The sequence below is a fragment of the Bradyrhizobium cosmicum genome (assembly GCF_007290395.2).
Lineage (GTDB): Bacteria > Pseudomonadota > Alphaproteobacteria > Rhizobiales > Xanthobacteraceae > Bradyrhizobium > Bradyrhizobium cosmicum.
Window position 1 is genome coordinate 1467579 of record NZ_CP041656.2, and the last position, 22319, is coordinate 1489897.

Annotated in this window: 19 protein-coding genes; 11 read left to right on the top strand and 8 right to left on the bottom strand. The window is 65.1% G+C overall.

Going from position 1 to position 22319, the window contains the following annotated elements; genetic code table 11:
* Positions 1-193 precede the first annotated feature (193 nt).
* Entirely contained in the window at positions 194-2485 is a 2292-nt protein-coding gene (locus FNV92_RS06850; RefSeq protein ID WP_143841601.1) for an FdhF/YdeP family oxidoreductase, read from the top strand.
* Between the two features lie 21 nt (positions 2486-2506).
* Here FNV92_RS06850 and FNV92_RS06855 read toward each other — a convergent pair whose 3' ends face one another.
* From FNV92_RS06855 to FNV92_RS06870, 4 genes are all read right to left on the bottom strand, one after another.
* Positions 2507-4279: a PAS domain-containing sensor histidine kinase gene (locus tag FNV92_RS06855; protein WP_244623754.1), complete on the bottom strand. Its 1773-nt coding sequence runs from the start codon at positions 4277-4279 to the stop codon at positions 2507-2509.
* 176 nt (positions 4280-4455) lie between these two features.
* Entirely contained in the window at positions 4456-4872 is a 417-nt protein-coding gene (locus tag FNV92_RS06860) for a thioesterase family protein (RefSeq protein ID WP_143841599.1), read from the bottom strand.
* Positions 4859-8002: an efflux RND transporter permease subunit gene (locus FNV92_RS06865; protein WP_143841598.1), complete on the bottom strand. Its 3144-nt coding sequence runs from the start codon at positions 8000-8002 to the stop codon at positions 4859-4861. The genes FNV92_RS06860 and FNV92_RS06865 overlap by 14 nt, the downstream gene beginning before the upstream one ends.
* Positions 7999-9171, bottom strand: a complete 1173-nt coding sequence (locus FNV92_RS06870; protein WP_143841597.1) for an efflux RND transporter periplasmic adaptor subunit — start codon at positions 9169-9171, stop codon at positions 7999-8001. Before FNV92_RS06870 ends, FNV92_RS06865 begins: the two co-directional genes overlap by 4 nt.
* A 26-nt stretch (positions 9172-9197) precedes the next feature.
* Here FNV92_RS06870 and FNV92_RS06875 point away from each other — a divergent pair, with 26 nt between their 5' ends.
* On the top strand, positions 9198-9602 hold the full coding sequence (locus tag FNV92_RS06875) for a hypothetical protein (protein ID WP_143841596.1): 405 nt from the start codon (positions 9198-9200) through the stop codon (positions 9600-9602).
* Between the two features lie 262 nt (positions 9603-9864).
* Here FNV92_RS06875 and FNV92_RS06880 read toward each other — a convergent pair whose 3' ends face one another.
* A complete protein-coding gene (locus tag FNV92_RS06880) occupies positions 9865-10206 on the bottom strand; it encodes a hypothetical protein (RefSeq protein WP_143841595.1) in 342 nt (113 codons plus the stop codon).
* A 301-nt stretch (positions 10207-10507) separates the two neighbouring features.
* Between FNV92_RS06880 and FNV92_RS06885 the strand changes: the two genes are divergently transcribed.
* From FNV92_RS06885 to FNV92_RS06925, 9 genes are all read left to right on the top strand, one after another.
* Complete coding sequence (locus tag FNV92_RS06885; RefSeq protein WP_143841594.1) at positions 10508-11293, top strand: alpha/beta hydrolase; 786 nt, start codon at positions 10508-10510, stop codon at positions 11291-11293.
* Between the two features lie 163 nt (positions 11294-11456).
* On the top strand, positions 11457-13103 hold the full coding sequence (mdcA, locus tag FNV92_RS06890) for a malonate decarboxylase subunit alpha (protein WP_143841593.1): 1647 nt from the start codon (positions 11457-11459) through the stop codon (positions 13101-13103).
* Positions 13104-13112: 9 nt separating this feature from the next.
* Positions 13113-13430, top strand: a complete 318-nt coding sequence (gene mdcC, locus FNV92_RS06895; RefSeq protein WP_143841592.1) for a malonate decarboxylase acyl carrier protein — start codon at positions 13113-13115, stop codon at positions 13428-13430.
* On the top strand, positions 13427-14365 hold the full coding sequence (locus FNV92_RS06900) for a biotin-independent malonate decarboxylase subunit beta (RefSeq protein ID WP_168213325.1): 939 nt from the start codon (positions 13427-13429) through the stop codon (positions 14363-14365). The genes mdcC and FNV92_RS06900 overlap by 4 nt, the downstream gene beginning before the upstream one ends.
* Positions 14352-15074: a biotin-independent malonate decarboxylase subunit gamma gene (gene mdcE, locus FNV92_RS06905; protein ID WP_143841591.1), complete on the top strand. Its 723-nt coding sequence runs from the start codon at positions 14352-14354 to the stop codon at positions 15072-15074. The genes FNV92_RS06900 and mdcE overlap by 14 nt, the downstream gene beginning before the upstream one ends.
* Positions 15049-15729, top strand: coding sequence for a malonate decarboxylase holo-[acyl-carrier-protein] synthase (gene mdcG, locus FNV92_RS06910; protein WP_143841590.1), 681 nt, complete (start codon positions 15049-15051; stop codon positions 15727-15729). The genes mdcE and mdcG overlap by 26 nt, the downstream gene beginning before the upstream one ends.
* The gene (gene mdcB, locus FNV92_RS06915; protein ID WP_143841589.1) at positions 15726-16607 is read left to right on the top strand and encodes a triphosphoribosyl-dephospho-CoA synthase MdcB; all 882 of its coding nucleotides are present in this window, start codon (positions 15726-15728) and stop codon (positions 16605-16607) included. The genes mdcG and mdcB overlap by 4 nt, the downstream gene beginning before the upstream one ends.
* Entirely contained in the window at positions 16604-17554 is a 951-nt protein-coding gene (locus FNV92_RS06920; protein ID WP_143841588.1) for an AEC family transporter, read from the top strand. The genes mdcB and FNV92_RS06920 overlap by 4 nt, the downstream gene beginning before the upstream one ends.
* 9 nt (positions 17555-17563) lie before the next feature.
* Positions 17564-18502, top strand: coding sequence for an acyltransferase domain-containing protein (locus FNV92_RS06925; protein WP_143841587.1), 939 nt, complete (start codon positions 17564-17566; stop codon positions 18500-18502).
* A gap of 273 nt (positions 18503-18775) precedes the next feature.
* On the opposite strand, the gene FNV92_RS06930 is transcribed toward FNV92_RS06925, so the two are convergent.
* Genes FNV92_RS06930 through FNV92_RS06940 form a run of 3 tightly spaced genes read right to left on the bottom strand, consistent with a single transcriptional unit; the run spans position 18776 to position 22166 of the window.
* The gene (locus tag FNV92_RS06930; protein WP_143841586.1) at positions 18776-20071 is read right to left on the bottom strand and encodes an HlyD family secretion protein; all 1296 of its coding nucleotides are present in this window, start codon (positions 20069-20071) and stop codon (positions 18776-18778) included.
* A gap of 11 nt (positions 20072-20082) precedes the next feature.
* Positions 20083-20286, bottom strand: coding sequence for a DUF1656 domain-containing protein (locus tag FNV92_RS06935; RefSeq protein ID WP_014439972.1), 204 nt, complete (start codon positions 20284-20286; stop codon positions 20083-20085).
* Positions 20283-22166 carry an FUSC family protein gene (locus FNV92_RS06940; RefSeq protein WP_143841585.1) on the bottom strand — a complete coding sequence of 628 codons (1884 nt, stop codon included), beginning with the start codon at positions 22164-22166 and terminating at the stop codon, positions 20283-20285. Before FNV92_RS06940 ends, FNV92_RS06935 begins: the two co-directional genes overlap by 4 nt.
* Positions 22167-22319: the final 153 nt, after the last annotated feature.

A 22319-nucleotide genomic window follows, 5' to 3' on the forward strand; every position in this document is an offset into this window, starting at 1 on the left:
GCGAACTTAGTTTGCGGTTGCCGTTTCAGCTTCCGCGAACGGCGCTGTTTTTGCCGGAATGCATGGCCACTGCGGGCCGGCCGGCCCGGCTCGAACGTGTGCAAATGCGAAATTCGGCTTCGTTTTGAAAAGACTGCTCTGCCCGCGCAATCCTTAACTGGACAGGAGAATTGCCAGATCGAGAGATATCGAGATGACCACGAAATCGGTTCGTCCCTACCATGAACCCGCCGGCGGCTGGGGCGCACTCAAGGCGCTCAGTGAGGCGCTTCTGGTGCAGCGCGCGCCGCTGAAAGGCGCAGCGACGCTGAGCCGGATGAATCAGCCTGAAGGTTTTGATTGCCCCGGCTGCGCCTGGCCCGATCCGAAGCACACCTCGTCGTTCGAATTCTGTGAGAACGGCGGCAAGGCGATCGCCTGGGAGACGACATCGAAACGCTGCACGCCCGAATTCTTCGCCGAGCATACCGTCTCCGAGCTCGCGAGCTGGAACGATTACGATCTCGAAATGGTCGGCCGGCTCACCCATCCGGTGGCTTACGATTCTGCATCCGACCGCTATCTCCCGGTGGAGTGGAGCGATGCGTTCGATATGATCGGTCGCGCGCTCCGGGCCTTGCCGGATCCCAACATGGCCGAGTTCTACACGTCCGGGCGGACTTCGAACGAAGCCGCCTTCCTCTATCAGCTGTTCGTGCGGGAATACGGCACCAATAATTTCCCTGATTGCTCGAACATGTGCCACGAGGCGACCAGCGTCGGCTTGCCGTACTCGCTCGGCGTCGGCAAGGGCACCGTGCTGCTGGAGGATTTCGACAAGGCCGATTGCATCTTCATCTTCGGCCAGAATCCGGGCACCAATAGCCCGCGGATGATGACGAGCCTGCGCAATGCTGCCCGCCGCGGCGCCTCCATCATCTCGTTCAACCCGTTCCGCGAGCGGGCGCTGGAGCGCTTCCAGGCGCCGCAGAGCCCGGTAGAGATGATCACGCTGTCTTCGACGACGATCAGCTCGAAACTGTTCCAGGTGCGCGTCGGCGGTGATGTCGCCGTCCTCAAGGGAATCATGAAGATCCTGGTGGAGACCGACGAGGCCGCCCGTGCCGCCGAGCAGCCGGAGATCCTGGACTGGGATTTCATTCGCGGCCACACCGCCGGGGTCGACGAACTGATCGACGATCTCAAGCGCACGCAATGGCCCGATATCGAACGTCAGTCCGGCCTGACGCGCGAGGACATGGAATATGCGGCGGGCGCCTATATGAAGGCGGAGCGCGCCATCCTGGTCTACGGAATGGGCATCACCCAGCACTGGCGCGGCGCGAACAACGTCCAGCAGATCGCCAACCTCGCATTGTTGCGCGGCAATGTCGGGCGCGAAGGCGCCGGCGTCTGCCCGGTTCGCGGTCATTCCAACGTGCAGGGCGATCGAACCGTGGGGATCACGGAGGTCCCCAAGGCGGACTTCCTCGAGCGCCTGGAGCAACGCTTTGGTTTCAAGCCTCCGGTCGCGCCGGGACACAACGTGGTGACCGCGCTGGAAGCGATGATCCGCGGCGAGGTGAAGGCCTTCTTCGCGATGGGTGGCAATTTTGCCGCGGCTATTCCGGATTGGCAGGCGACCCGGGCAGCGCTTGGCAAGCTGGATCTGACTGTCCACGTCTCGACCAAGCTCAACCGCAGTCACCTGATCCATGGTCGCGCCGCCCTGATCCTGCCCTGCCTCGGACGCACCGAGATCGATCTTCAGGCGTCGGGGCCGCAGTCGATCACGGTGGAGGATTCGATGTCGATGGTTCATGCATCCGGCGGCCGCAACAAGCCGGCATCGCAGCATCTGCTCAGTGAAGTCGCGATCGTCGCCGGCGTCGCCAAGGCGACGCTGGGCGAGCGCACGGTGGTGGACTGGGACGGCTTCGTTGCCGATTACGACCGCATCCGCGATGCCATCGAGGCGGTGTTTCCGATCTTCCAGGGCTACAACGCCCGCATCCGCGTCCCCGGCGGCTTCCACCTCACCTCGACGGCACGCGAGCGCATCTGGGCGACGCCGTCGGGCAAGGCGAACTTCCTGGTCTTTCCGGGGTGCGGCGAGGATCCGCCGCAGAACGATCCCGATTTCCTATGGCTCACCACCATCCGCAGCCACGACCAGTACAACACAACGCTCTACTCGATGTCCGATCGCTATCGCGGCGAGTTCGGCCAACGCGACGTCGTCTTCCTGAACGAGTACGAGCTGAGGAAGCGCGGGCTTGCTGACGGCGATCGCGTCGACCTGATCACCGCCTCGACCGATGGCGCCGAGCGGATCGTGCGCAACTTCCGCGTCGTGGCCTATTCCTTTCCGGCCGGCTGTTGTGCGGCATACTACCCGGAGACCAATCCGCTGGTGCCGCTCTATGCCCGCGACCCCCTCAGCTTCACGCCGTCATACAAGGGCGTCCCGATCCGCCTGGTGCGCTCGGCCGCTCCCGCGGAATAGCGGCATCTGGAAGGGTCGCGGTCACGTTGCGGCCCGGAGGTCGCAGTCGGACGAATCGGCCGAAACGGCGATCGGAAGCGTGAACCAGAAGCGGGCGCCACCAATGGTGCCGTGGCCTTCGGCGCCGATCCGGCCTCCATGCGCTTCGACGATCGACCGGCAGATCGGTAGCCCCATGCCCATCCCGCTGTCCTTGGTCGTGAAAAAGCTCTCGAACAGTCGGTCGACATGTTCGGCGGAGATGCCCGGGCCGTTGTCCTCCACGGAGCAGCAGAGCGTGGCGGCGTCTCGTCTGACCGTGCTGATGACGATCCTGCGATCGTCGTATCCCGCCTGCGTCATCGCCTGCACCGCGTTGATCGCGAGGTTGACGATCACCTGCTGGAGCTGGGTGCGGTCGCCGAGCACCTGCGGCGCGCTCGGATCGGGCCTGTGCAGGATCGTGACGCTGCGGGATTCGAGCTCGTGGCGCAGGAATAGAAGCGCTTCGCTGATGATCTCGTCGAACGATAGCGAGGCTTGCTCGGTGGGCTTTCGCGAGGCCATGCCGTGAACGCGCGCCACGATGTTCGCGGCGCGCCGGGTATCCACGACGATGTTCTCGATGGTCTTGCGGATTTCGACGATATCAGGATTGGGCCTGTTCAACCATCGCAGCCCGGCGGCGGCATTGGTGGCGATGGCGGCGAGCGGCTGGTTGACCTCGTGGGCGATCGATGCGGTGAGCTCGCCGAGCATCGAGACGCGCGCGGCATGCGCGAACTCGGCCTGCACCTGCTGCAGCTTCTGCTGGGCGCGAACACGCTGTGAGATGTCGATGGTGCCGACCAGGCTGACTTCGAGATCGTTGATGGGACCGACCCGGGCCGTCGTGAAGAGAACATCGACGACGCGGCCGTCCCACGTGACCATCCTGGTCTCTTCCTCGAAGTTCGTCTCGCCGCGATAACGGGATTCCATGGCTCGCCGGAACGTGTCGGGACGTTCCTTCCAGGTGTCGGCCATGGAACGTCCGATATAATCTTCGACGCCGCCTCCGAACATCTGGATGGCCCGTTCGTTGGCCTCCTGAAACGTGAGCGCGTCCATGCAGGTCCGCAAGAACTCGGGATGGCTGTCGAAATAGGCGCCGAGGTCCTTGACGCCGTCGGCGCGCAATTTCCGGAACAGCACGACCAGCCTGCTGGCATCGAGTTGCCGGAATGCGATCGGCATGCGGCTGAACAGGTGGCGATAACGCAGCTCGCTCCGCTCCAGCTCGGTATGGGCCTTCTTCTGGGCGGTGATGTCCATCACGGCGCCGACGAACTCGAACTGGCCCCGGCCGTTCGTCATTCCGCGGGCGACCACGCGGATGGTTCGGACCGTACCGTCCTCCAGCATCAACCGGTTTTCGTGAGAAAAGTCGCCTCTTTCATTCGCCGCACGGTCAATGGCCCCACACACGGCGCTGACGTCGTCGGGATGGGTGCGCTTCAGGACCAGGCCGAGCGACGGGCGCGATGTCGGCACGAGATCGAAGATCCTGAATGTTTCATCCGACCAGAACAGCTCTCCGGTCGCGACGTTCCATCCGAAGCTGCCGGTCTGGCTGAGTTTCTGCGCTTCGGCGAGATAAACGGCCTGGTGGGCATGCTCGCCTGGCCGCCTGCTCAGACTGATCACCGCGAGCGAAATGGCGAGAACGGCGGCAAGAGCGATGGTGGCGGAATTGAATCCGAACAGTGAAATAGCGAATGACAGCAGGCTCAGGACCACGCTGCTCCAGGCCCATAGTGAAGCGCGATCCTTCATGGCCCAGTCTGGAAGCAGGCGGCGCCACCATCGCGGGGGCTCTACGGGATTAGCGCCGTCCAGGCGGTCGAGCGTCATACGAGAGGTCTATTGCGATGCCGAAGAGCGGTCTTCTTGGTTTCGCAAGCGCTTTGTCAAAACGCACGTAGGCGCGATCGGGCCCGCTGCTTGCGGCCTTAGACCATCTCCGCCGCGGCTCGCGTTACGCCGAAACGCCGCTCGAACTCGGCGACATCGACGACGCCGCGCCGGTGGGTGCCGTCGCCGATCTTGCGGTCGCCGTCCCAGGCCTCGACTTCAAACAGGATGCTCCTGGCCTCGACCGCAACGACCCGCGCGATCGCGCGCACCGTGCGGCCGACCGGGGTCGCCGCCAGATGGCGGATGTTGACCATCATCCCGACGCTGACATGGCCCGCGGGCAGGAACGGCTGAACCGCCGATCCGGCGGCCATCTCCATGTGCAGGATCATCACCGGCGTGCCGTAGACTTCAGGCATTCCCGGCACCACATGGCCGACCGTCATCTCGGGCGTGACGGTCACGAGCTTCTCCGCCGTCGTGCCGGCGGTCACCTTCTCAAGTGGGTTCATGGCGCAATTCCGCATCTGCTTCGGTCGTGGATGGAGTGGATGCCCTGGCGGGCCGCGGCTTGCGCCCGGTGAGCCAATTGCCGAGCCGGTCGAGATAGAGATAGACGACGGGCGTGGTGTAGAGCGTCAGGACCTGCGACAGCATCAGGCCGCCGACGATCGTATAGCCGAGCGGCTGGCGCAGCTCGGCGCCGGTGCCGGAGCCGATCATCAGCGGCACGCCGCCCAGCAGTGCCGCCATCGTCGTCATCAGGATCGGGCGGAAGCGCAGCGTGCAGGCCTGGTAGATCGCCTCTTCCGGGCTGAGCCCGTTCTGGCGCTCCACCTCGAGGGCGAAATCGACCAACATGATGCCGTTCTTCTTGACGATGCCGATCAGCAGGATGATGCCGATGATGGCGATGACGCTGAGATCCATGTGGACAGCCAGCAGCAGCAGCAGCGCGCCGATGCCGGCCGACGGCAAGGTCGACAGGATCGTGATCGGATGGATCAGGCTCTCATAGAGCACGCCGAGGATGATGTAGATCACGATCAGCGCCGCGCCGATCAGGAGCGGCGTGCCCGACAGGGAGGACTGGAACGCCTGCGCATTGCCCTGGAACGAGGTTGATAGCGATGCAGGCTTGCCGGTGCTCTTCTCGATGTTCTGGATCGCCGTCACCGCATCGCCCAATGCGACGCCGGGCTTCAGGTTGAACGAGATCGTCACCGAGGGAAACAGGCTCTGGTGATTGATCAGGATCGGCGCGGGCTTGATGACGCTGTGAACCAGCGTGCTCAGGGGGACCTGCTGCCCGGTGGACGAGTTCAAGTAGATGTCCTTGAGCGCTTCCGGCCCGTACTGGAAACGCGGATCGACCTCCATCACGACATGGTACTGGTTCAGCGAGGTGAACATGGTGGAGACGATGCGCTGGCCGAACGCGTCGTCGAGGGCATTGTCGATCGTCGTGGGCAGGATGCCGAAGCTCGATGCGACCTCGCGGTTGACGGTGACCTCCAGCCTGGGGCCGGCATTGGCCTGGTCGCTCGCGACATCGGTGATGAGGTCGAGCGCGCGGAGCTTCTCCAGGAAGATCGCCGACCAGTTGGTGAGCTCGTTGGAATCGGCATCCGTCAGCGTGTACTGATACTGCGTCTTCGACAGGCGCGCGCCGATGGTGATGTCCTGTGCGGCCTGCATGTAAAGCCTGATGCCCTGGATGTGGGCGAGCTTCGGCCCCAGCCGCTCGATCACCTGATCGGCGCTGGCCTTGCGCTCGGGCTTCGGCTTCAGGACGATGAAGATGCGTCCCTGGTTGAGTGTCGCGGTCGGGCCGCCCGGGCCGATGTAGCTCGCCACCGACTGGACCGCCGGGTCTTTCGAGAGGATGTCGACGATCGCCTGCTGACGCTCGGACATGGCCGGGAACGAGATGTCCTGTGCGGCTTCGGTGATGCCGACGATCTGCCCGGTGTCCTGTTGCGGGAAGAAACCTTTCGGAATGATCACGTACAGATAGCCGGTCAGCGCGACGGTCGAGAGCATCACCAGCAGCGTCGCAAAGCGATGGCGCAGCACGATGCGCAGGCCGCTGGCATAGAGAGCGAGCAGCGCGTCGAAGCCACGTTCGAAGGCCAGATAGAGCCGGCCGTGCTTCTTCCGCGAGTCGTCCTTCAGGAGCCGCGCGCACATCATCGGCGTCAGCGTGAGCGAGATCACCAGCGACAGCAGCAGGGCGGCGGTGATCGTGATGGCGAATTCCTGGAACAGCTTGCCGACGTATCCGCCCATCAGGAATAGCGGAATGAACACAGCGATCAGCGACAGCGTGATGGAGATGATGGTGAAGCCGATTTCGCCGGAACCCTTGAGCGCGGCCTCCATCGGCGTCATGCCCTGTTCGAGATGGCGCACGATGTTCTCGATGACGACGACGGCATCGTCGACCACGAAGCCGACCGCGATCGACAGCGCCATCAGCGAGAGGTTGTCCAGGCTGTAGCCGAGCACGTAAAGCACCGCGAACGTGCCGACCAGCGACAGGGGAACCGTGATCGCCGGGATGATGGTGGCCCAGAAATTCCGCAGGAACAGGAATATGACCATCACCACAAGTGCGACCGTCAGCATCAGCGTGAATTGAACGTCGGAGACCGCGGCGCGAATGGTGCCGGTTCGGTCGGCGGCAATCGTCACCTTGATCGCGGGCGGAACGGAGGCCTGCAGTTGCGGCAGCAGCTTCTTGATGCGGTCGACTGTCTGGATGACGTTGGCGCCGGGAACGCGCTGGACCGCCAGGATGATGGCCGGTTCCTTGCCGTACCAGCCGGCGAGGAGGTCGTTCTCGGGCCCCTCGATCGCCGTACCGATGTCGCGGATCCGTACCGGCGAGCCGTTGCGATAGGCGATGATGAGGTCTTCATAGGCGGCGGGCTTGAGCAACTGATCGTTGGTATTCAGCGTATAGGTGACGCGCGGGCTGTTGAGGGTGCCCTTTGGCAAATCGACGTTGGCGCCGGCGATCACGCTGCGAACGTCTTCGAGGCCGATGCCACGGGCGGCAAGCGCCTGTGGATCGACGCGAACACGGATCGCGGGCTTCTGCTGACCGCCGATTCCGACGAGGCCCACGCCCGGCACCTGCGAAATCTTCGGCAGCAGGATGTTTTCCGCATAGGCGTCGACCGTGGTCAGCGGGAGCGAGTCCGACGTCAGCGCGATCAGCATGATCGGCGTCTCCGCCGGATTCACCTTTCTGATCGTCGGCGGGTAGGGGATGTTCGGCGGCAGGAACGGGCTTGCGGCATTGATCGCGGCCAACACGTCCACCGCCGCGCTGTCCACCGTGCGCGACAGCTCGAACTGCACCGTGAGCTGGGCGACGCCGAGCGCGCTGGACGAGGTGAGCTGGGTGACGCCGGGAATCTGGCTGAGCTGCTGCTCGAGCGGTGTCGCCAGCGACGAGGCGATCGTTCCCGGATCGGCGCCGGGCAATTGCGCCGAGATCTGGATGGTCGGGTAGTTGACGTTCGGCAACGCACCGACCGGCAGCAGCGGATAGGCTGCAAGGCCGCACAGCAACAAGCCCGCCATCAGCAGGGCGGTCGCGATCGGCCGCAGGATGAAGGGTGCGGAGATGTTCATGGGATGGCATCCTGCACGGCGCTCTGCAGGTCGGCTTCACGCGCAGCCTTGCCGTGCAGTTCGCGAACGTGGCTGCCTTCCGTGAGCCGGTACTGGCCGTCGATCACGACGACGTCGCCTGATTTCAGTCCTTTGTCGATCAGGGCCTGTCCGTCGCTGATCTGTACGATGTGAACGGGACGCAAGGCGGCCGTCTGGCCATCGGTCACGACGTAAACATAGCTGCCGTTCGGTCCCTGCTGCACGGCCGAGCCGGCGACAGTGATCGCATCCTTCTGGACCTCGAGCAGCAGGCGCGCGTTCACCAGCTGGCCCGGCCACAGCCGGTGCTCATGGTTCGGGAACACCGCCTTCAGCTGCACGGTGCCGGTCGCTCCTGCGATCTCGTTGTTGACCAGCAGCAGCGTGCCTTCGTCGAGCTTCATCTTGTTGTCCTGGCTGTAGGCGATGACCTTCAGTGCGCCCTTTGCGGCGTGCTCCTGGATCACGGGCAGGTCCGCCTGCGGCAGGGTGAACAGCAGCGAGATCGGCTCGATCTGGGTGACGACGACGAGACCGTTGGGATCGGTCGGATGAATGACGTTGCCGACATCGATCTGGCGGACGCCGGTGACGCCGGGAACGGCCGACGTCAGGCGCGTATAGCTGAGCTGGACGTTGGCCTCGTCGATCTGGGCCTGGTCCGCCTTCACGGCAGCCTTGAGCTGGGCCACCTGCGCCGTCTGCGTCTCGATGAGTTGCGGGGTCGCATAGCCCTTGTCGCCGAGCTGGTTGTAGCGGGAGAGATTGGCTTCGGCATTGGCGAGCTGCGCCTGGTCCCTGTCGCGATTGGCCGTGAGCTGTTCAATCTGGGCCTCGTAAGGACGCGGATCGATCTGCGCGAGGAGGTCGCCGGCCTTGACGGTCTGTCCCTCCGTGAAGGCGATACTGACGATCTGTCCCTGAATCTGGCTGCGCACGACGTCGGTGTTGTAGGCAATCACCGTGCCGATGCCGTGCAGATAGATCGGAACGTCCTTGCCGGTGACGCTCGCGGCGACCACCGGCACGGCGGCGGGGACGGGTATGGCTGCCACAGCCGGCTTTCGGTCCGTGCCGAAGAACCAGAGGCCTGCGCCGGCCAGGATCGCGGCGAGAGCAACGAGCGCAATGATGAGGTTCCGTTTCACGGTGATGATCCTTGTGATCTCAGGGATTGCCGGAGCCGTCGATCGAAGGCGTCCCGACTGTGGAGGTGGGGCCTGGCACCGGTACGGTCGGACTGATTCCGGCGCCGCCGATCTCGGTTGAGCCCAGCGGAATTCCGACGCGACCGACCGTCGATGTCGAGGGTATCGACGAGATCGCCGCAGTGCTGCCGGCGCAATTGGTCGATGAAGTGCCGGACAACCCGCCGCCGTCGAACAATGCTCCGGATGATGAGGCATTGCCTGATCCGACGCAGCCCGTTGGGCTTTGTGTGGGATTGATCGGCGAGATGCCGGGCGTCGTGATCTCGGTGGACCCCAGCGGAATGCCTACGGGCCGCGTGGATTGCGGGTTGAGCGGCGAGGTCGCAAGCATACCGGTGGGAGGCTGCAGTCCCGGCATCGTCGTTTGAGCAAAGGCAACGCCAGAGATCAGCAGCAGGGTGCCGGTCGCAAGCGCCGCCACAGAGTGTATCAGGAAGACCGGGCGCGATCCGGCGCGACGTGCGCCCGCGTTGCCCGCTGAACGTTGTTTTCGCATGGAGAAGGCTCCGTCTGACTGCGTCGACATTAGAAAGGTGCGCGAGCGCGGGTATTTCCAGAACGCACGTCCTGCTCCCGGGCTGCACGATCACGTTGACGCGTGGCCTCGCCCTTGGTTCGGAGCTGCTTGCGCTATTTCAGGACAGCCCGGGCCTGTGCGATCTCCAGGTTGCATGCGGCGAGGTCGCCGCTGCGATCGGCGGTGCGCGCGCGATCGAGCGAAGCGAGCGCGTCGGTGAAGCCGATACCGTTGTCGCCTTCCGCCTTCGCGAGCGAGTCGGGCGTCGGCTGATGGCTGCGCAATGCACTGAGGCTCTCCGGTTTCCAGCCGTGGGAGCCCGCGTCCTTCTCGATGGCGAGATCCAGCTGGGCCTGGGTTTGCGCGATGCCATCCGCGCAGGTGCCGGCATGGGCCGGCATCGTTGCGCACAGCAGGATGAAGGCGGAGATCCGGCATTTCGCGGTGGATGTCATTTGTCAATCCTATGCTTGGAGTTCGAGTGAGATCAGGAATGTTGTCGTGAATGACAGGGCGCGCATGGATCGTCTTTCGCGTATGAACGCCGGCCGTTCACGGTTGCGAGAGAACATTGTCATGAATGTCAGTGTGCATGACGTGGGCCTCCGCCTAGGATGCGCCTTCGGGGCCGGATCCGAAGGATGTGCGAGTGGCGATGGCTCCGGCGTGCGAAGTGGCAAGGACAGTTGTTTGCGGAAATACGCGGGCACGACTCGAAACTAGTGTCGCGTCATTCCAACCCGGAGTGATCCCGACATGAAACACCTCAACGCAGGCCTCGCCTTTGCCGCCGCTCTCTCCTTGCTATCGACCGCCGCTCCCGCGAGCGCAGAGCCCCTGAAGAACATTGTCCTGGTGCACGGCGCCTGGGTGGATGGGTCGGGCTGGAAGCCGGTCTACGAGATCCTGATCAAGGAAGGTTTTCGCGTCACCATGGTGCAGGAGCCCGAGACTTCGTTCGCCGACGACGTCGCGGCGACGAAGCGCATTCTCGATCTTCAGGACGGTCCGACGCTTCTCGTCGGCCATAGCTACGGCGGCTCAATCATTACCGAGGCCGGCGTTCATCCCAACGTCGTCGGCCTTGTCTACGTCGCCGCGCACGCGCCCGACGTTGGAGAGGACGAATCGGCGCTGGGCAAGAAGACGCCGAGCGTGCTCGGAAAGACCGAGGGAATCATCAAGGTGACGCCCGACAAGTTCACTTATCTCGATCCCGTGCAATTCCCGAAACTGTTCGCGCCGGATCTGCCGCGTGAGCGGGCCGAGTTCGTCGCGCGCTCGCAGATCCCGGCTGCGACACAGGTGTTCAGCACGCCCTTGACGGCGGCAGCATGGAAAACCAAGCCGAGCTGGGGAATCGTCGCCGGCAACGACCAGATCATCAATCCGGACCTGGAGCGCTGGTACTACGAACGCGCCAAGAGCCAGACCACCGTGATCCCGGGTGCCAGCCACTCGGTCTACGAGTCTCGTCCGAAGGAAGTGGCGGCGGTCATCACCCGCGCCGCGCGCAGTATCCAGCAGCCGGTCACGCGCTGACGATCGTTTTCGCCGGTCCTGACGCACGGCCGGCAGAAGGAAGGACGGCGGGAGTGACAGCACTCCCGCCGGCCCGACGGTCAATCCGGAGAATTCCCATGAACGTGATCGAGACGGCCGGCGCCGCTCTGGGGCGGGCCAACGCCGCAGAGGGACAGACGTCATGACGAGCTGGCAGAACAACCGCGCCGCACGGGATGCCCGCATTGCGGCTGGAGCTGGCCTCGCCCGCGGCAAGTTGGTCGAAGCACAAGACGTCACGCGCCTGCTGGAGGCCGTGATCCGGCCGGGCGACCGGGTTTGCCTGGAGGGCGACAACCAGAAGCAGGCGGATCTGTTGAGCCGCGCGCTGCTGGCAGTCGATCTGTCCAGGGTCAAGGATCTGCACATGGTGCAGTCGGGCGTCGTTCTTCCCGAACATCTGGACCTGTTCGATCGCGGCGTCGCCAAGCGGCTCGATTACGCCTATTCCGGCCCGCAATCGGCGCGCATCGCGCGGATGTTGTTCGGTGGCAAGATCGAGCTAGGCGCGATTCATACCTATCTCGAGCTGTTTGCCCGCTACTTCATCGACCTCACGCCGCAGGTCGCGCTGATCGCTGCCGTCAGCGCCGACCGCGAGGGGAATCTCTACACCGGCCCGAATACCGAGGACACGCCGACCGTGGTCGAGGCGACGGCGTTCAAGGACGGCGTCGTGATCGCCCAGGTCAACGAGATCGTCGAGACCGTTCCGCGGGTCGATATACCGGCGGACCGCGTCCACTTCATCGTCAAGGCCGACAAGCCGTTCTTCGTCGAGCCGTTGTTCACGCGCGATCCGGCCGCGATCACGGAAGGCCAGATCCTCACCGCGATGCTGGCGATCAAGGGTGTCTATGCACCCTATGGCGTGCAGCGGCTCAATCACGGCATTGGCTTCAGCACGGCTGCGATCGAGCTCCTGTTGCCGACATTTGGCGAGAGGCTGGGACTGAAGGGCAGGATCGCGACGCACTTCGCCTTGAATCCGCATCCCGCGCTCATTCCCGCCATCGAGTCCGGCTGGGTGCGGCAGATCCACTCGTTCGGATCGGAGGTCGGCATGGATGACTACATCCGAGCGCGATCCGACATCTACTTCACCGGTCCCGACGGCTCGTTGCGCTCCAACCGCGCTTTCTGTCAGACCGCCGGGCTCTATGCCTGCGACATGTTCATCGGCTCGACGTTGCAGATCGATCTGCAAGGAAATTCGTCGACCATTACCACCTCGCGCATTGCCGGTTTCGGCGGCGCCCCGAACATGGGGGCGGATGCCCGCGGGCGGCGTCATCCGAGCGAGCCTTGGTTGAAGGCCGGAGCGGAGGCCGATCCCGACGGCTCGGCACTGATGCGCCGTGGCCGCAAGCTGGTCGTGCAGATCGGCGAGACGTTCGGAGACAAGAACGTGCCGCTGTTCGTCGAAAGGCTCGATGCGATCGAGCTCGCCGAGAAGCTGAAGCTCGATCTCGCGCCGGTCATGATCTACGGCGACGACGTCACGCACATCGTCACCGAGGAGGGCGTGGCCAACCTGTTGCTCTGCCGCACCGCGCAGGAGCGCGAACAGGCCATCCGCGGCGTTGCCGGCTACACCGACGTCGGCCGTCGGCGGGACCACGGCATGGTCTCGCGGCTGCGCGAGCGCGGCGTAATCCGCAGGCCCGAAGATCTCGGCATCAATCCGCTTGATGCGGATCGCAGCCTGCTGGCGGCGCGCTCGATCAAGGATCTCGTGCGTTGGTCTGGCGGCTTGTACGCACCCCCGTCGAAATTCCGGAACTGGTGAGGACGCGCCATGGAAGATATCAGCTTTCGACATCCGGCTCGCGCGCGCGCGAGTGGCACCAGGCGAACCGCGATTGTCGGCGTGGTCGCCTCGGGCAATCTGGAAGTGCTGGTGGAGCGCGTCCTGCCGGATGCGGAGTGCGCCGTCGACATCAAGACCGCGGCCGTCGGCTTTGGCGAGGTCTGGAGTGCCGTGATCGGCGATTTCGTCGAGCGCTATTCGCCTGGCGGGCTCAAATTCTCGATCAATGACGGCGGTGCGCGTCCCGATACGGTTTCGCTGCGGCTCGCCCAGGCGGTGCGATTGATCTCGGAGGCCGGCCAATGAGCGCTCCGCTCAAGGACATTACCCCGGCCGAACGGGGCCGCAGCACAAGCTTCTACGAGGCGTCGGCCCGTACGCGGCTGGAGCTGCTGCTCGATGCCGGAAGCTTCGTCGAGTTGATCGGGCCGGAGCAGCGCGAGGTCAGTCCTCACTTGAAGATATTCGATCTTCCCGAGCAGTTCGACGACGGCATCGTCGTCGGTCACGGCCGCCTCGACGGCTCCCCGGTGTTCGTCGCCGCGCAGGAGGGCCGCTTCATGGGCGGTGCCTTCGGCGAGGTGCACGGCGCCAAGCTGACGGGGCTGCTCCGTGCGGCGCGCCAGATCGGCTCGATCCCCGTCTTGATCCTGTTCGACACCGGCGGCGTGCGGTTGCAGGAGGCCAATGCCGGCGAGCTTGCCATTGCCGAGATCATGCGCGCGGTGATGGAGGCGCGTACCGCCGGCGTGAAGGTCATCGGTCTGATCGGCGGCAGGTCCGGATGTTATGGCGGCGGCGGCCTGATCGCGGGCTGTTGCTCCGCGCTCGCCGTCTCGGAGCAGGGACGCATCGCTGTGTCGGGCCCCGAGGTCATCGAGACCAATCGCGGCGTCGAGGAGTTCGACTCGCACGATCGCGCCCTGGTCTGGCGCACCATGGGCGGCAAGCACCGCCGCCTGCTCGGCGCAGCAGATGTCTTTGCAGACGATAATGTGCAGGATTTTCGCGAGGCCGCGCTGGAGTTGCTCGGCCTCGCCGGACCTTTCGGTCTCGACAAGTTGAAGGCCGAGCAGCAGCGGCTTGCCGGCCGGCTCAGCCACTTCGGCGCCTGCGCGGATGCTGTCGACATCTGGACGGCGGAGGGCGTCGCCGACGCTCAAGCCGTTCCCGAGTTGCCGGCCGACCAGTTCGTTGCCCTTGCCAACCAGATCGGGAGGACCAGCCGTGACGCTCGATGATATCATCGCCTCGCTCTTTCCCGATGGCCATGAGGTTAGCAACGACAGGGGCGTCATCCTCGGCTCGGCGCCGCTGCGATCCGGCGGCCGGATGCTCGTGCTCGGCGTTGCAGACCGGACCGCGCTCGGCGTCGACGAGGCGATCAGATTGTCCGGCCATGTCCTGGAGTCGATCGGCCGGGATTCCGGGCCGATCCTGGTGCTCGTCGACAGCGACAGCCAGCGCATGAGCAAGCGCGACGAGCTGCTCGGGCTGAATGAATTCCTCGCGCATCTGGCGAAGGTGCTGATCCATGCGGACATGAACGGCCGGCCGACCATCGGCCTTCTCTACGGCCACTCGGCTGCGGGCGCGCTGCTTGCGACGGGCCTTGCAACACGCGTGCTGGTCGGATTGCCCGGGGCCGATCCCGCGGTGATGGACCTGCCGTCGATGGCCAAGGTCACCAAGCTCTCGATAGAGGCGCTCCAGGAGAAGGCGAAGTCGACGCCGGTGTTTGCGCCGGGCCTGTCCAATCTCGCGCAGATGGGCGCCGTTCACATGACATGGAGCAATGCCACCTCGCTCGCCGACCAGTTGGCGGCGTTGCTCGCTGATATGCCGGCCGCGCAGGACCGGCGGGATGCGCTCGGCAAGGAGCGTGGCGGCCGGCTGAAGGCCGCCGAGATCGCGGAGCGTGTTCGTGACCTGGCCCTGCAAGCACGGTGAACGCCCGCCGGGTCGTCACGACCTCGTCTTCGTGAGCCCCGCGGGGTGGCGCGCGATGCTGGACTCGCGCGACGATCTCGCAGCCGATTCCCTTCTCGCGCGCTGGCCCAAAATGCGATGGCCGACGATCAGGCGGCGCGCTTTGCCTGGCGAGGCAACCGGACTCGCCTTGGGCCTGCCCTTGCCGCCCTCTGCCGGAAAGAAACGGATTTCCCTGCTGGTTGATCTCGGCCATGTCGCCTCCATCGCGAGGCCGCCGCTGCTGCGGCAGGCGCGGGCTTACGCGCCGCTTAACTGGTGGTCGACGCTCGACCGGCTCGATGCGTTGGCGCTTCGCCATGCGGTGAACGTGCGTGTATTCGGCAGCCTCGCCTGGCAGTCGTTGACCGGGCTCGACTACGTCACCAACCGTTCCGATCTCGATGTTCTGTTCGAGTTTCAAGGCGAAACCGACATCGATCGCTTCGTCGCCGAGGTCGCCGCGATCGAGGCCGATGCGCCGATGCGGCTTGATGGCGAGCTGATGGGCGCCGACGGCGATGCGGTGAACTGGCGCGAAGTCCACGGCGGCGCGAGCGAGCTCCTGGTCAAGAGCATCGAGCGCGTGGCCCTGCTCGGCAGGCATCAATTCATCTCGGGAGCTATGGGATCATGATCACCACGGCCGCAAGAGGCGTGGAACGGCCGGTTCTGCGCCGGGCGCAGATCGCGCCCGATGTCTCCGCCATCGGCGCCGTCGCCGCGGATTGCCTCGTCCAGGAGCTGGAAACCTGGCCGAAGCCGGGGCTCGTCAGTCATGTCGACAATGGCAGTCACGACGACATGGACGCGGCCACGTTTCGTCGCAGCGCTGCGGCCATCAGGCCGTATCTGCAAGGCTTGGCCGACGCGGGCGCGCTTGGCTTCGGCATGGGTCGGCTGCGAATCATCGGTCTGGAGGCGGAGCGCGCCATGTTTGCGGCGACATCGGGGGTCAACACCCACCGTGGCGCGATCTTCGGGCTCGGCCTGCTGTGCGCGGCGGCCGGTGCGAAAGCCGGCGGCTTGGTCGATCCCGCGCTTTCGCTCGGTGATGTCGTGGCGCGCCTGTGGGGCGACAGCATCCTCGACGGTCCGGTACTGCTGCACAGCCATGGCAGCGCAGCGCGCCGCCGGTTTCGCGCGGGCGGTGCGCGGATCGAGGCCGCGAACGGATTTCCCAGCATCTACGGAATCGGCTTGCCGGCCTTGCGGAGGACGACGCCTGTCGTGCCGGAGGATATGGAAGCCGCCCGGGTCGAGGCGTGCTTTGCCCTGATCGCATCCGTCGAAGACACCAATCTCCTGCATCGCGGCGGGCTCGACGGCCTTCGCTTCGCGCATGACGCGGCACAGGGCTTCATTGATGCCGGCGGCGTTCGTGCGCCCGGCTGGCGTGCGCGGGCGCAGTCGATCCACGACAGCTTCGTCGCCCGCCGTCTCAGCCCGGGTGGATCGGCCGACCTGCTTGCCATGACGCTGTTTGTCGACGCCCATGAAAGGCCAGGCCGGTGATGTCCAACGCAATCCTGATGGCGCTGGTGCCGGTCTTCTTCGTCCTGCTGTTGGGATTCGCCGCCGGCAAATTTCATGTCGTCGACAATCTCCATGTCGACGCTCTCAACGCACTGGTGATGGATTTTGCGCTGCCGGCCTCGCTGTTCGCGGCGACCGCCTCGGCGTCGCGCCATGAGATGATCGAACAGGTGCCGCTCTTCCTGGTGCTCGGCGTGACGATGCTGCTGCTCTATCTCGTCTGGTATCTTGCCGCGCGCCGGTTCTTCAAGGTCTCCCGGTCGGAGGCGTCGCTGCAGGCGTTGACGATCGGCTTTCCGAATCTCGCCGGCGTAGGTCTTCCGATCATGACGTCCGTGGTGGGGCCAGCCGGCACTGTCCCGGTTGCCGTCGCATTGGCGGCTGGCTCGATCCTCATCAGTCCGCTGACCCTGATCATGGCAGAGATGGGCGCCGCCAAGGCTCGCGGCGAGGAAATGGCGGCGCGGCAGGTCGTGACGGCAGTCCGGCGTGCGATCACCAAGCCGGTGGTGCTTGCGCCAGCGCTTGGCATTGTGTTCTCGTTGTCGGATGTGAGTCTCGACGCCCTGGCCCATGCGAGCCTCGCGCTGATCGGAAGTTCGGCTGCCGGCGTCGCCCTGTTCCTCACCGGAGCCATCCTGTCGGCGCAATCGTTTCGGCTGGATTGGAAGATCGCTGCCGCAACGGTGGCCTCGGACATCGTCCGCCCACTATTGGCCGTTGCGGTCATTCGCGTCATTCCGATCGCGCCGGATGCCGCGAAGACGGCCATTCTGCTCGCCGCCGTTCCCTCGGGCTTCTTCGGAATTCTGTTCGCGGTCAACTACGGGCTGGATTCCGCAAGGGCGGGGTCGATGGTCATTGCCAGCACCGCATTCAGCGTCGTGACCCTGGCGGTTGTGATCGCAATGTTCTTTCCCCAATAGGCCGCGACCATGACGCTCGCGATCCTCTGCCCGGGTCAAGGAGGCCAGCATCGGGACATGTTCGCCCTTACGGGCAACGCGCCGGAAGCCGCGCACCTGTTTGCGCATGCGGCGATGTTGCTCGGTGGCAGGGATCCGCGCGATGTCGTCCGCGACGAGCCCGATGAGGCCCTGCATCGCAACCGCGCCGGCCAGATTCTCTGCACCCTGCAGCCGCTCGCAGCGGCGTGCGCGCTTGCGGATGTCATTCCGCGTGGCGTCATCATTGCCGGCTATAGTGTCGGCGAAGTCGCGGCCTGGGGTGTCGGCGGCGTGTTCGATGCGACAGCGACGCTCGATCTCGTGGCGCGCCGCGCAGAGGCCATGGATGCGGCCACGCGCGCCGGTGACGGGTTGATCTTCGTCCGCGGTCCTTCCCGAGACGAGGTCGGCCGCCTTTGCGAGCGTCACGGCGCAGCGATCGCCATCGTCAATCCCGGCGATGCCTTCGTCATCGGCGGCGGCCGGGAGGCGCTGAGCGGGATTGCCGCAGACGCACGGGCGATGCACGGCGCAAGGATCGTCGCGTTGCCGGTCGAGGTTGCCTCCCACACCAAACGGCTCGCCGCGGCGTCTGCGGGATTTCGCGAGACCCTGCGCCTGGTACCGGCGGTATTCCCGCCGAGGACCGGTGCGCGCATTCTGAGCGGAATAGATGCCGCTCCGGTCGTCTCGCTCGAGAGCGGTCTCGACAAACTTGCCGCGCAGATCTCGCAAACCGTGCAATGGGCGGATTGCCTGCAAGCCTGCGTCGAAGCGGGCGCGACGGGGTTTCTCGAACTGGGGCCGGGACATGCGCTCAGCAGAATGGTTGCGGAGATCGAGCCCGGGCTTCCGGCTCGCTCGCTGGAGGATTTCAGGAGTCTTCAGGGCGTCCGCGCCTGGGCTGCCCGTCATCTCGGCGCCTAGCGCCGGCAGGTTCTGAAGCAACGATACCGTTGATCGCGCTGCGCGGTGAAAAAACGGGGCCGTCCTTTGGGGGAGGACGGCCCCAAAAATGCTCGTATGCCCAGGGAGGAGAAGGCTCGAGCCGTGACTTGGGGGTCTCAGTCACCTAACACCCACAACATCGCCGATCGCGCGGCCAAAGTATTTCACGAACCCCCTCTATTTCCCATTTCGCATGATTGACGAGACGTCCGCGGGCCGCACGCTCATCCGGTCGGGGTTTGCTCGTCCAACTCAGGGCAGGCGCGGCGAGACGTCGACGCCGGGTGTGAGTCCGGGTGCGATCCTGTCTGCCGGCGGAACCGCTGGCTCGCGTGAATAGGGAACCGCTTCCACCTCGGGGCGCTGCTGGGATGTCGCCTGCAGGCAGTTCGCACGCGGCGGTTGGCCCGCGCCGAACAGATCGGCGACGGGATCGATGAAGTTCGCGCGGAACCGGTCGAACGAGCTTTCGTGATCGCCCGCGGAGGGCTGCCGGATCGTAACGGTTGCCGTCATGCCGGAGACCAGCGGCACATCCGGCGGCACCGTGTCGATGGCGACGCGGACCGGCACGCGCTGCGCAAGTCGTACCCAGGTGTAGATCGGATCGACATTGGGCAAGCCCTGCGTGCCCGCGGCGGCGTTCGACACGCTGATGCCGCGTGTCACGGTCTTCACATGCCCCAGGATCGGCTTCGCGTAACCGACCAGTTGCGCCTCGGCGCGATCGCCGACGCAGACGCGGGCCATCTTGGTTTCCTCGAAATAGCCGTCGATCCAGAAACTGTTGGAGTCGAGGATCGAAATGTTGCTGACGCCGGTGACGGCATAGTCCCCTGCGCGCAGCAGAAGATTGGTGACATAGCCATCGACGGGACTGGTCACGCTGGTTCGTTTCAGATTCAGGTCCGCCTGTGCAAGCTGGTGCGCCGCCGCCTCGTAGGCGGCCTTCGCTTGCGCCGCGTTGCCTGCAAAGATCTGCTGCTCTTCGGGTGTCGTCGCGAGATTGGACAGATGCTTGCGCCGGTCGAATTCGGCCTGCTTCACCTCGAGGTCCGCGGCCCGCTGGTCGAGGAGAGCCTTGCCGACACGGACAGCCACCTCGAAGTCGAAGGGGTCGATGACGTAGAGGACGTCGCCCTTGTGGACGAACTGGTTGTCGGCCACCCGCAGCTCCACGATCTTGCCCGGAATTTGCGGCGCGACGTTGGCGACCTGGACGCGCACACTGCCGTTCCGCGTCCAGGGCGCGGTGACGTAGTGCTGCCATGTCGCAACCGAGATCAGGACGGCAACCAGTGCGATGCCGAGGGTGGCCAGATGCTTGCCGGCACGGAGCATGAGCCGTACGGCTGCCTGGTGCAGCGTCCTTGTGGGCGGCGTCACCTGCGCCGGAGATCTGACGCCGTCCGGCGCGCGATCGCTGGTGTCGCGTGCCACGGTGTCCGGTACGTTTGAGCCGCCCATGAGATCTGCGGCATCGACCGGTGCTTGGGCAGGCGGTTCGCCATGAAGCGCGGCGGCGTTGCGGGGCAGGGTAGCTTCCATGACTCTTCTCCCTAGACGAACAGTGCGAGCATGCCGAACATCGCCACGTAGAGGCAGAGTTCGGCCAGCGACGGGTTGCTGAAGGCTTTCGCGAAGCCGACGAAGCGCAATAGCGGACGGAGCATCAGGAACGCGAGCAGCGCGATGGCCGCATAGGAGACGATGGGGGCGATGAGCACGCCGCCGATGATGAGCTCCCGATAAGTGTTCGTCATGGCCGCTCCCCTTGGCTGAAATCGGTCGGAGATTGTGACGGTGCGAACGCCGCGCTTGCCACAACAAGGGCCGCTATCGCCGCACTGGCCGGCATGTTGCTTCGCGCGGCCGCCTGGCGCAGCGCTGCGGCCGCAGCGAGGATCGAGCCGCCGTTCTGCCGGGCGAGGGCCTCACGTACGGCCTGCGCCGCCTCGGCGAGCGGACCTTGCCCCATCCGGTCGAGTTCGGCGCTGCAACGCCGCAGGGCTTCGGCCTGGTCGAAACAGCGCATCGCTTCGTCGGCGATCTGATCGTCGATTGCGGAGGGACCGTTTGCGGTCAAAATCTGCTCGATCCGCGCGGCGTCGCGGAAGGCGGCTTCCTCCGGCGCGAGATGACGGGCTGGCCCGCCGTCGGACTGGCTCAGCTCGCGCCGGGCCTCTCCCAGCAGCAGCCGAACGCGCCGGTCCCCCGACAAGGGTGGCAGCAAAATCTGGACCGCGAAGACGAGCGTGGTCGACAGGCAGACAAACAGGCTCGTCACGAGAAACACTTCGGGGTCGTAACTCTGCGGATTGGTCGGCGCGAGCACGGCGAGGGTGAACACCAGCACGAGGCGGCTGAGGGAAGACAGCATCGGGTTCGGCAGCGAGATCAGTAGCCCGAGGCCGATGACGACAGGCGCAAGGCCGATCGCCAGCAACTGAAATTCGGATACACCGTTGAAGACGAGGTATTTCAGGATACCGCCGAGCGCGCAGGCGATCGGCGACGCCATTATCGCCACCATCGTGAAGCTGCGAGGTGAGGGCGACGTCGAGCCGAGGCCGATGATCACCGCGACGAGCGCGAGGCAGAGCTCGGTGGTCGGCCAGCCCGTCAGCACGAAGAAGATGGCAATCAGCGTGAACGAGATCCCGGCCCGTGCGCCGGTTTCGGCGGCGATGCGGCGCGAGCGATAGAGCGGCGCACTCCATGCACGATATGGGCGCGTACCTTCACGTAGCGCATCGAGGCTGCTGCGCACCTGCGCGTTCTTTCGGCTGATTTCGGTCCGGACCCAGGAACGGGACATCGCCGTCAGCCCTGCTGCATCCGGGGCCGGGGCGGATTTAGCGGAGAGCGCTGCGAGCATGCGGCCGAGAGACAACGCGCTGACGAGATCGACCAGTGCGGAACGCGCGGCCGCCATTCTTGCGGTGCCGATGCTCGATTCCGTCGTGAGGCTGGCGATCTCTGGACGCACGGCCGCGATATCATGCAACATGCTCGCCGCCACAGCTGCGGATGGAGACTGGCCGCGCTCGGCACCTTGCGCAAGTTCGACGACACGGCGATGCAGTGCCTCGATGCGGCTCGCCAGAACAGGATGATAGTCCGGCGCGGCCAAGACCTCATTGACAAGCGCCACCGCAAGCACCCCGATGCCGATAGCCGCGCCACGCGCGACCCCGGTCGGGAACACCTGGAGCGGCGTGTCGATCTGCTCGACCGCGATCAGGGCGACCGTGATGCAGCAGAGCGCTGCCGCATAGGCGCGATTGCCGTCCAGCATGCCGGCCATATAGGCGCAAAGCCCGACCCAGATGCCCAGCACCGCCAGCAGGAGGCCGCCGGTCTGCGAAAACATCCCGGCGATCGCAATCGAGGCGATGACGCCGATGGCGGTTGCGAGTAGCCGGTAGCCGGCCTTTTCCATGCCTTGGCCGCGTGTCGGCAGCGCCAGGATGGCTACGGTCAATGCCGCCGATGTCGGGGATTCGAGCTCGAGCCAGAAGCTCACATAGAGTGCGAGCAGCATGGCCAGCCAGATCCGCAGTGCGAAGGCCCAGGAGCTCGCCGGAAAACCGGCAAGGAGCAGCGGGCGCGGCGCCGCAGCACTGGTAGCGTTCACTGGCATCGTGCTTCATCCGTCCCCGGCAGAGCATGCGGCTCGGCCTACCTCGCGAAATCGGCTTCGAATATGAGGCTTGCCGGGCTTGCCGGTATTTCCGGTCCGTCAACCAGGTTGTCGGAACGCACGTCGGGATCGGGTTGAAAGGCCGTGCTGCGG

Bases quoted from the DNA above. Each gene is read 5' to 3' on its own strand.
- FNV92_RS06850 (WP_143841601.1), top strand. From the start codon at position 194: ATGACCACGAAATCGGTTCGTCCCTACCATGAACCCGCCGGCGGCTGG.
- FNV92_RS06855 (WP_244623754.1), bottom strand. From the start codon at position 4,279: ATGAAGGATCGCGCTTCACTATGGGCCTGGAGCAGCGTGGTCCTGAGC.
- FNV92_RS06860 (WP_143841599.1), bottom strand. From the start codon at position 4,872: ATGAACCCACTTGAGAAGGTGACCGCCGGCACGACGGCGGAGAAGCTC.
- FNV92_RS06865 (WP_143841598.1), bottom strand. From the start codon at position 8,002: ATGAACATCTCCGCACCCTTCATCCTGCGGCCGATCGCGACCGCCCTG.
- FNV92_RS06880 (WP_143841595.1), bottom strand. From the start codon at position 10,206: ATGACATCCACCGCGAAATGCCGGATCTCCGCCTTCATCCTGCTGTGC.
- FNV92_RS06885 (WP_143841594.1), top strand. From the start codon at position 10,508: ATGAAACACCTCAACGCAGGCCTCGCCTTTGCCGCCGCTCTCTCCTTG.
- mdcA (WP_143841593.1), top strand. From the start codon at position 11,457: ATGACGAGCTGGCAGAACAACCGCGCCGCACGGGATGCCCGCATTGCG.
- mdcC (WP_143841592.1), top strand. From the start codon at position 13,113: ATGGAAGATATCAGCTTTCGACATCCGGCTCGCGCGCGCGCGAGTGGC.
- FNV92_RS06900 (WP_168213325.1), top strand. From the start codon at position 13,427: ATGAGCGCTCCGCTCAAGGACATTACCCCGGCCGAACGGGGCCGCAGC.
- mdcB (WP_143841589.1), top strand. From the start codon at position 15,726: ATGATCACCACGGCCGCAAGAGGCGTGGAACGGCCGGTTCTGCGCCGG.
- FNV92_RS06925 (WP_143841587.1), top strand. From the start codon at position 17,564: ATGACGCTCGCGATCCTCTGCCCGGGTCAAGGAGGCCAGCATCGGGAC.
- FNV92_RS06930 (WP_143841586.1), bottom strand. From the start codon at position 20,071: ATGGAAGCTACCCTGCCCCGCAACGCCGCCGCGCTTCATGGCGAACCG.
- FNV92_RS06935 (WP_014439972.1), bottom strand. From the start codon at position 20,286: ATGACGAACACTTATCGGGAGCTCATCATCGGCGGCGTGCTCATCGCC.
- FNV92_RS06940 (WP_143841585.1), bottom strand. From the start codon at position 22,166: ATGCCAGTGAACGCTACCAGTGCTGCGGCGCCGCGCCCGCTGCTCCTT.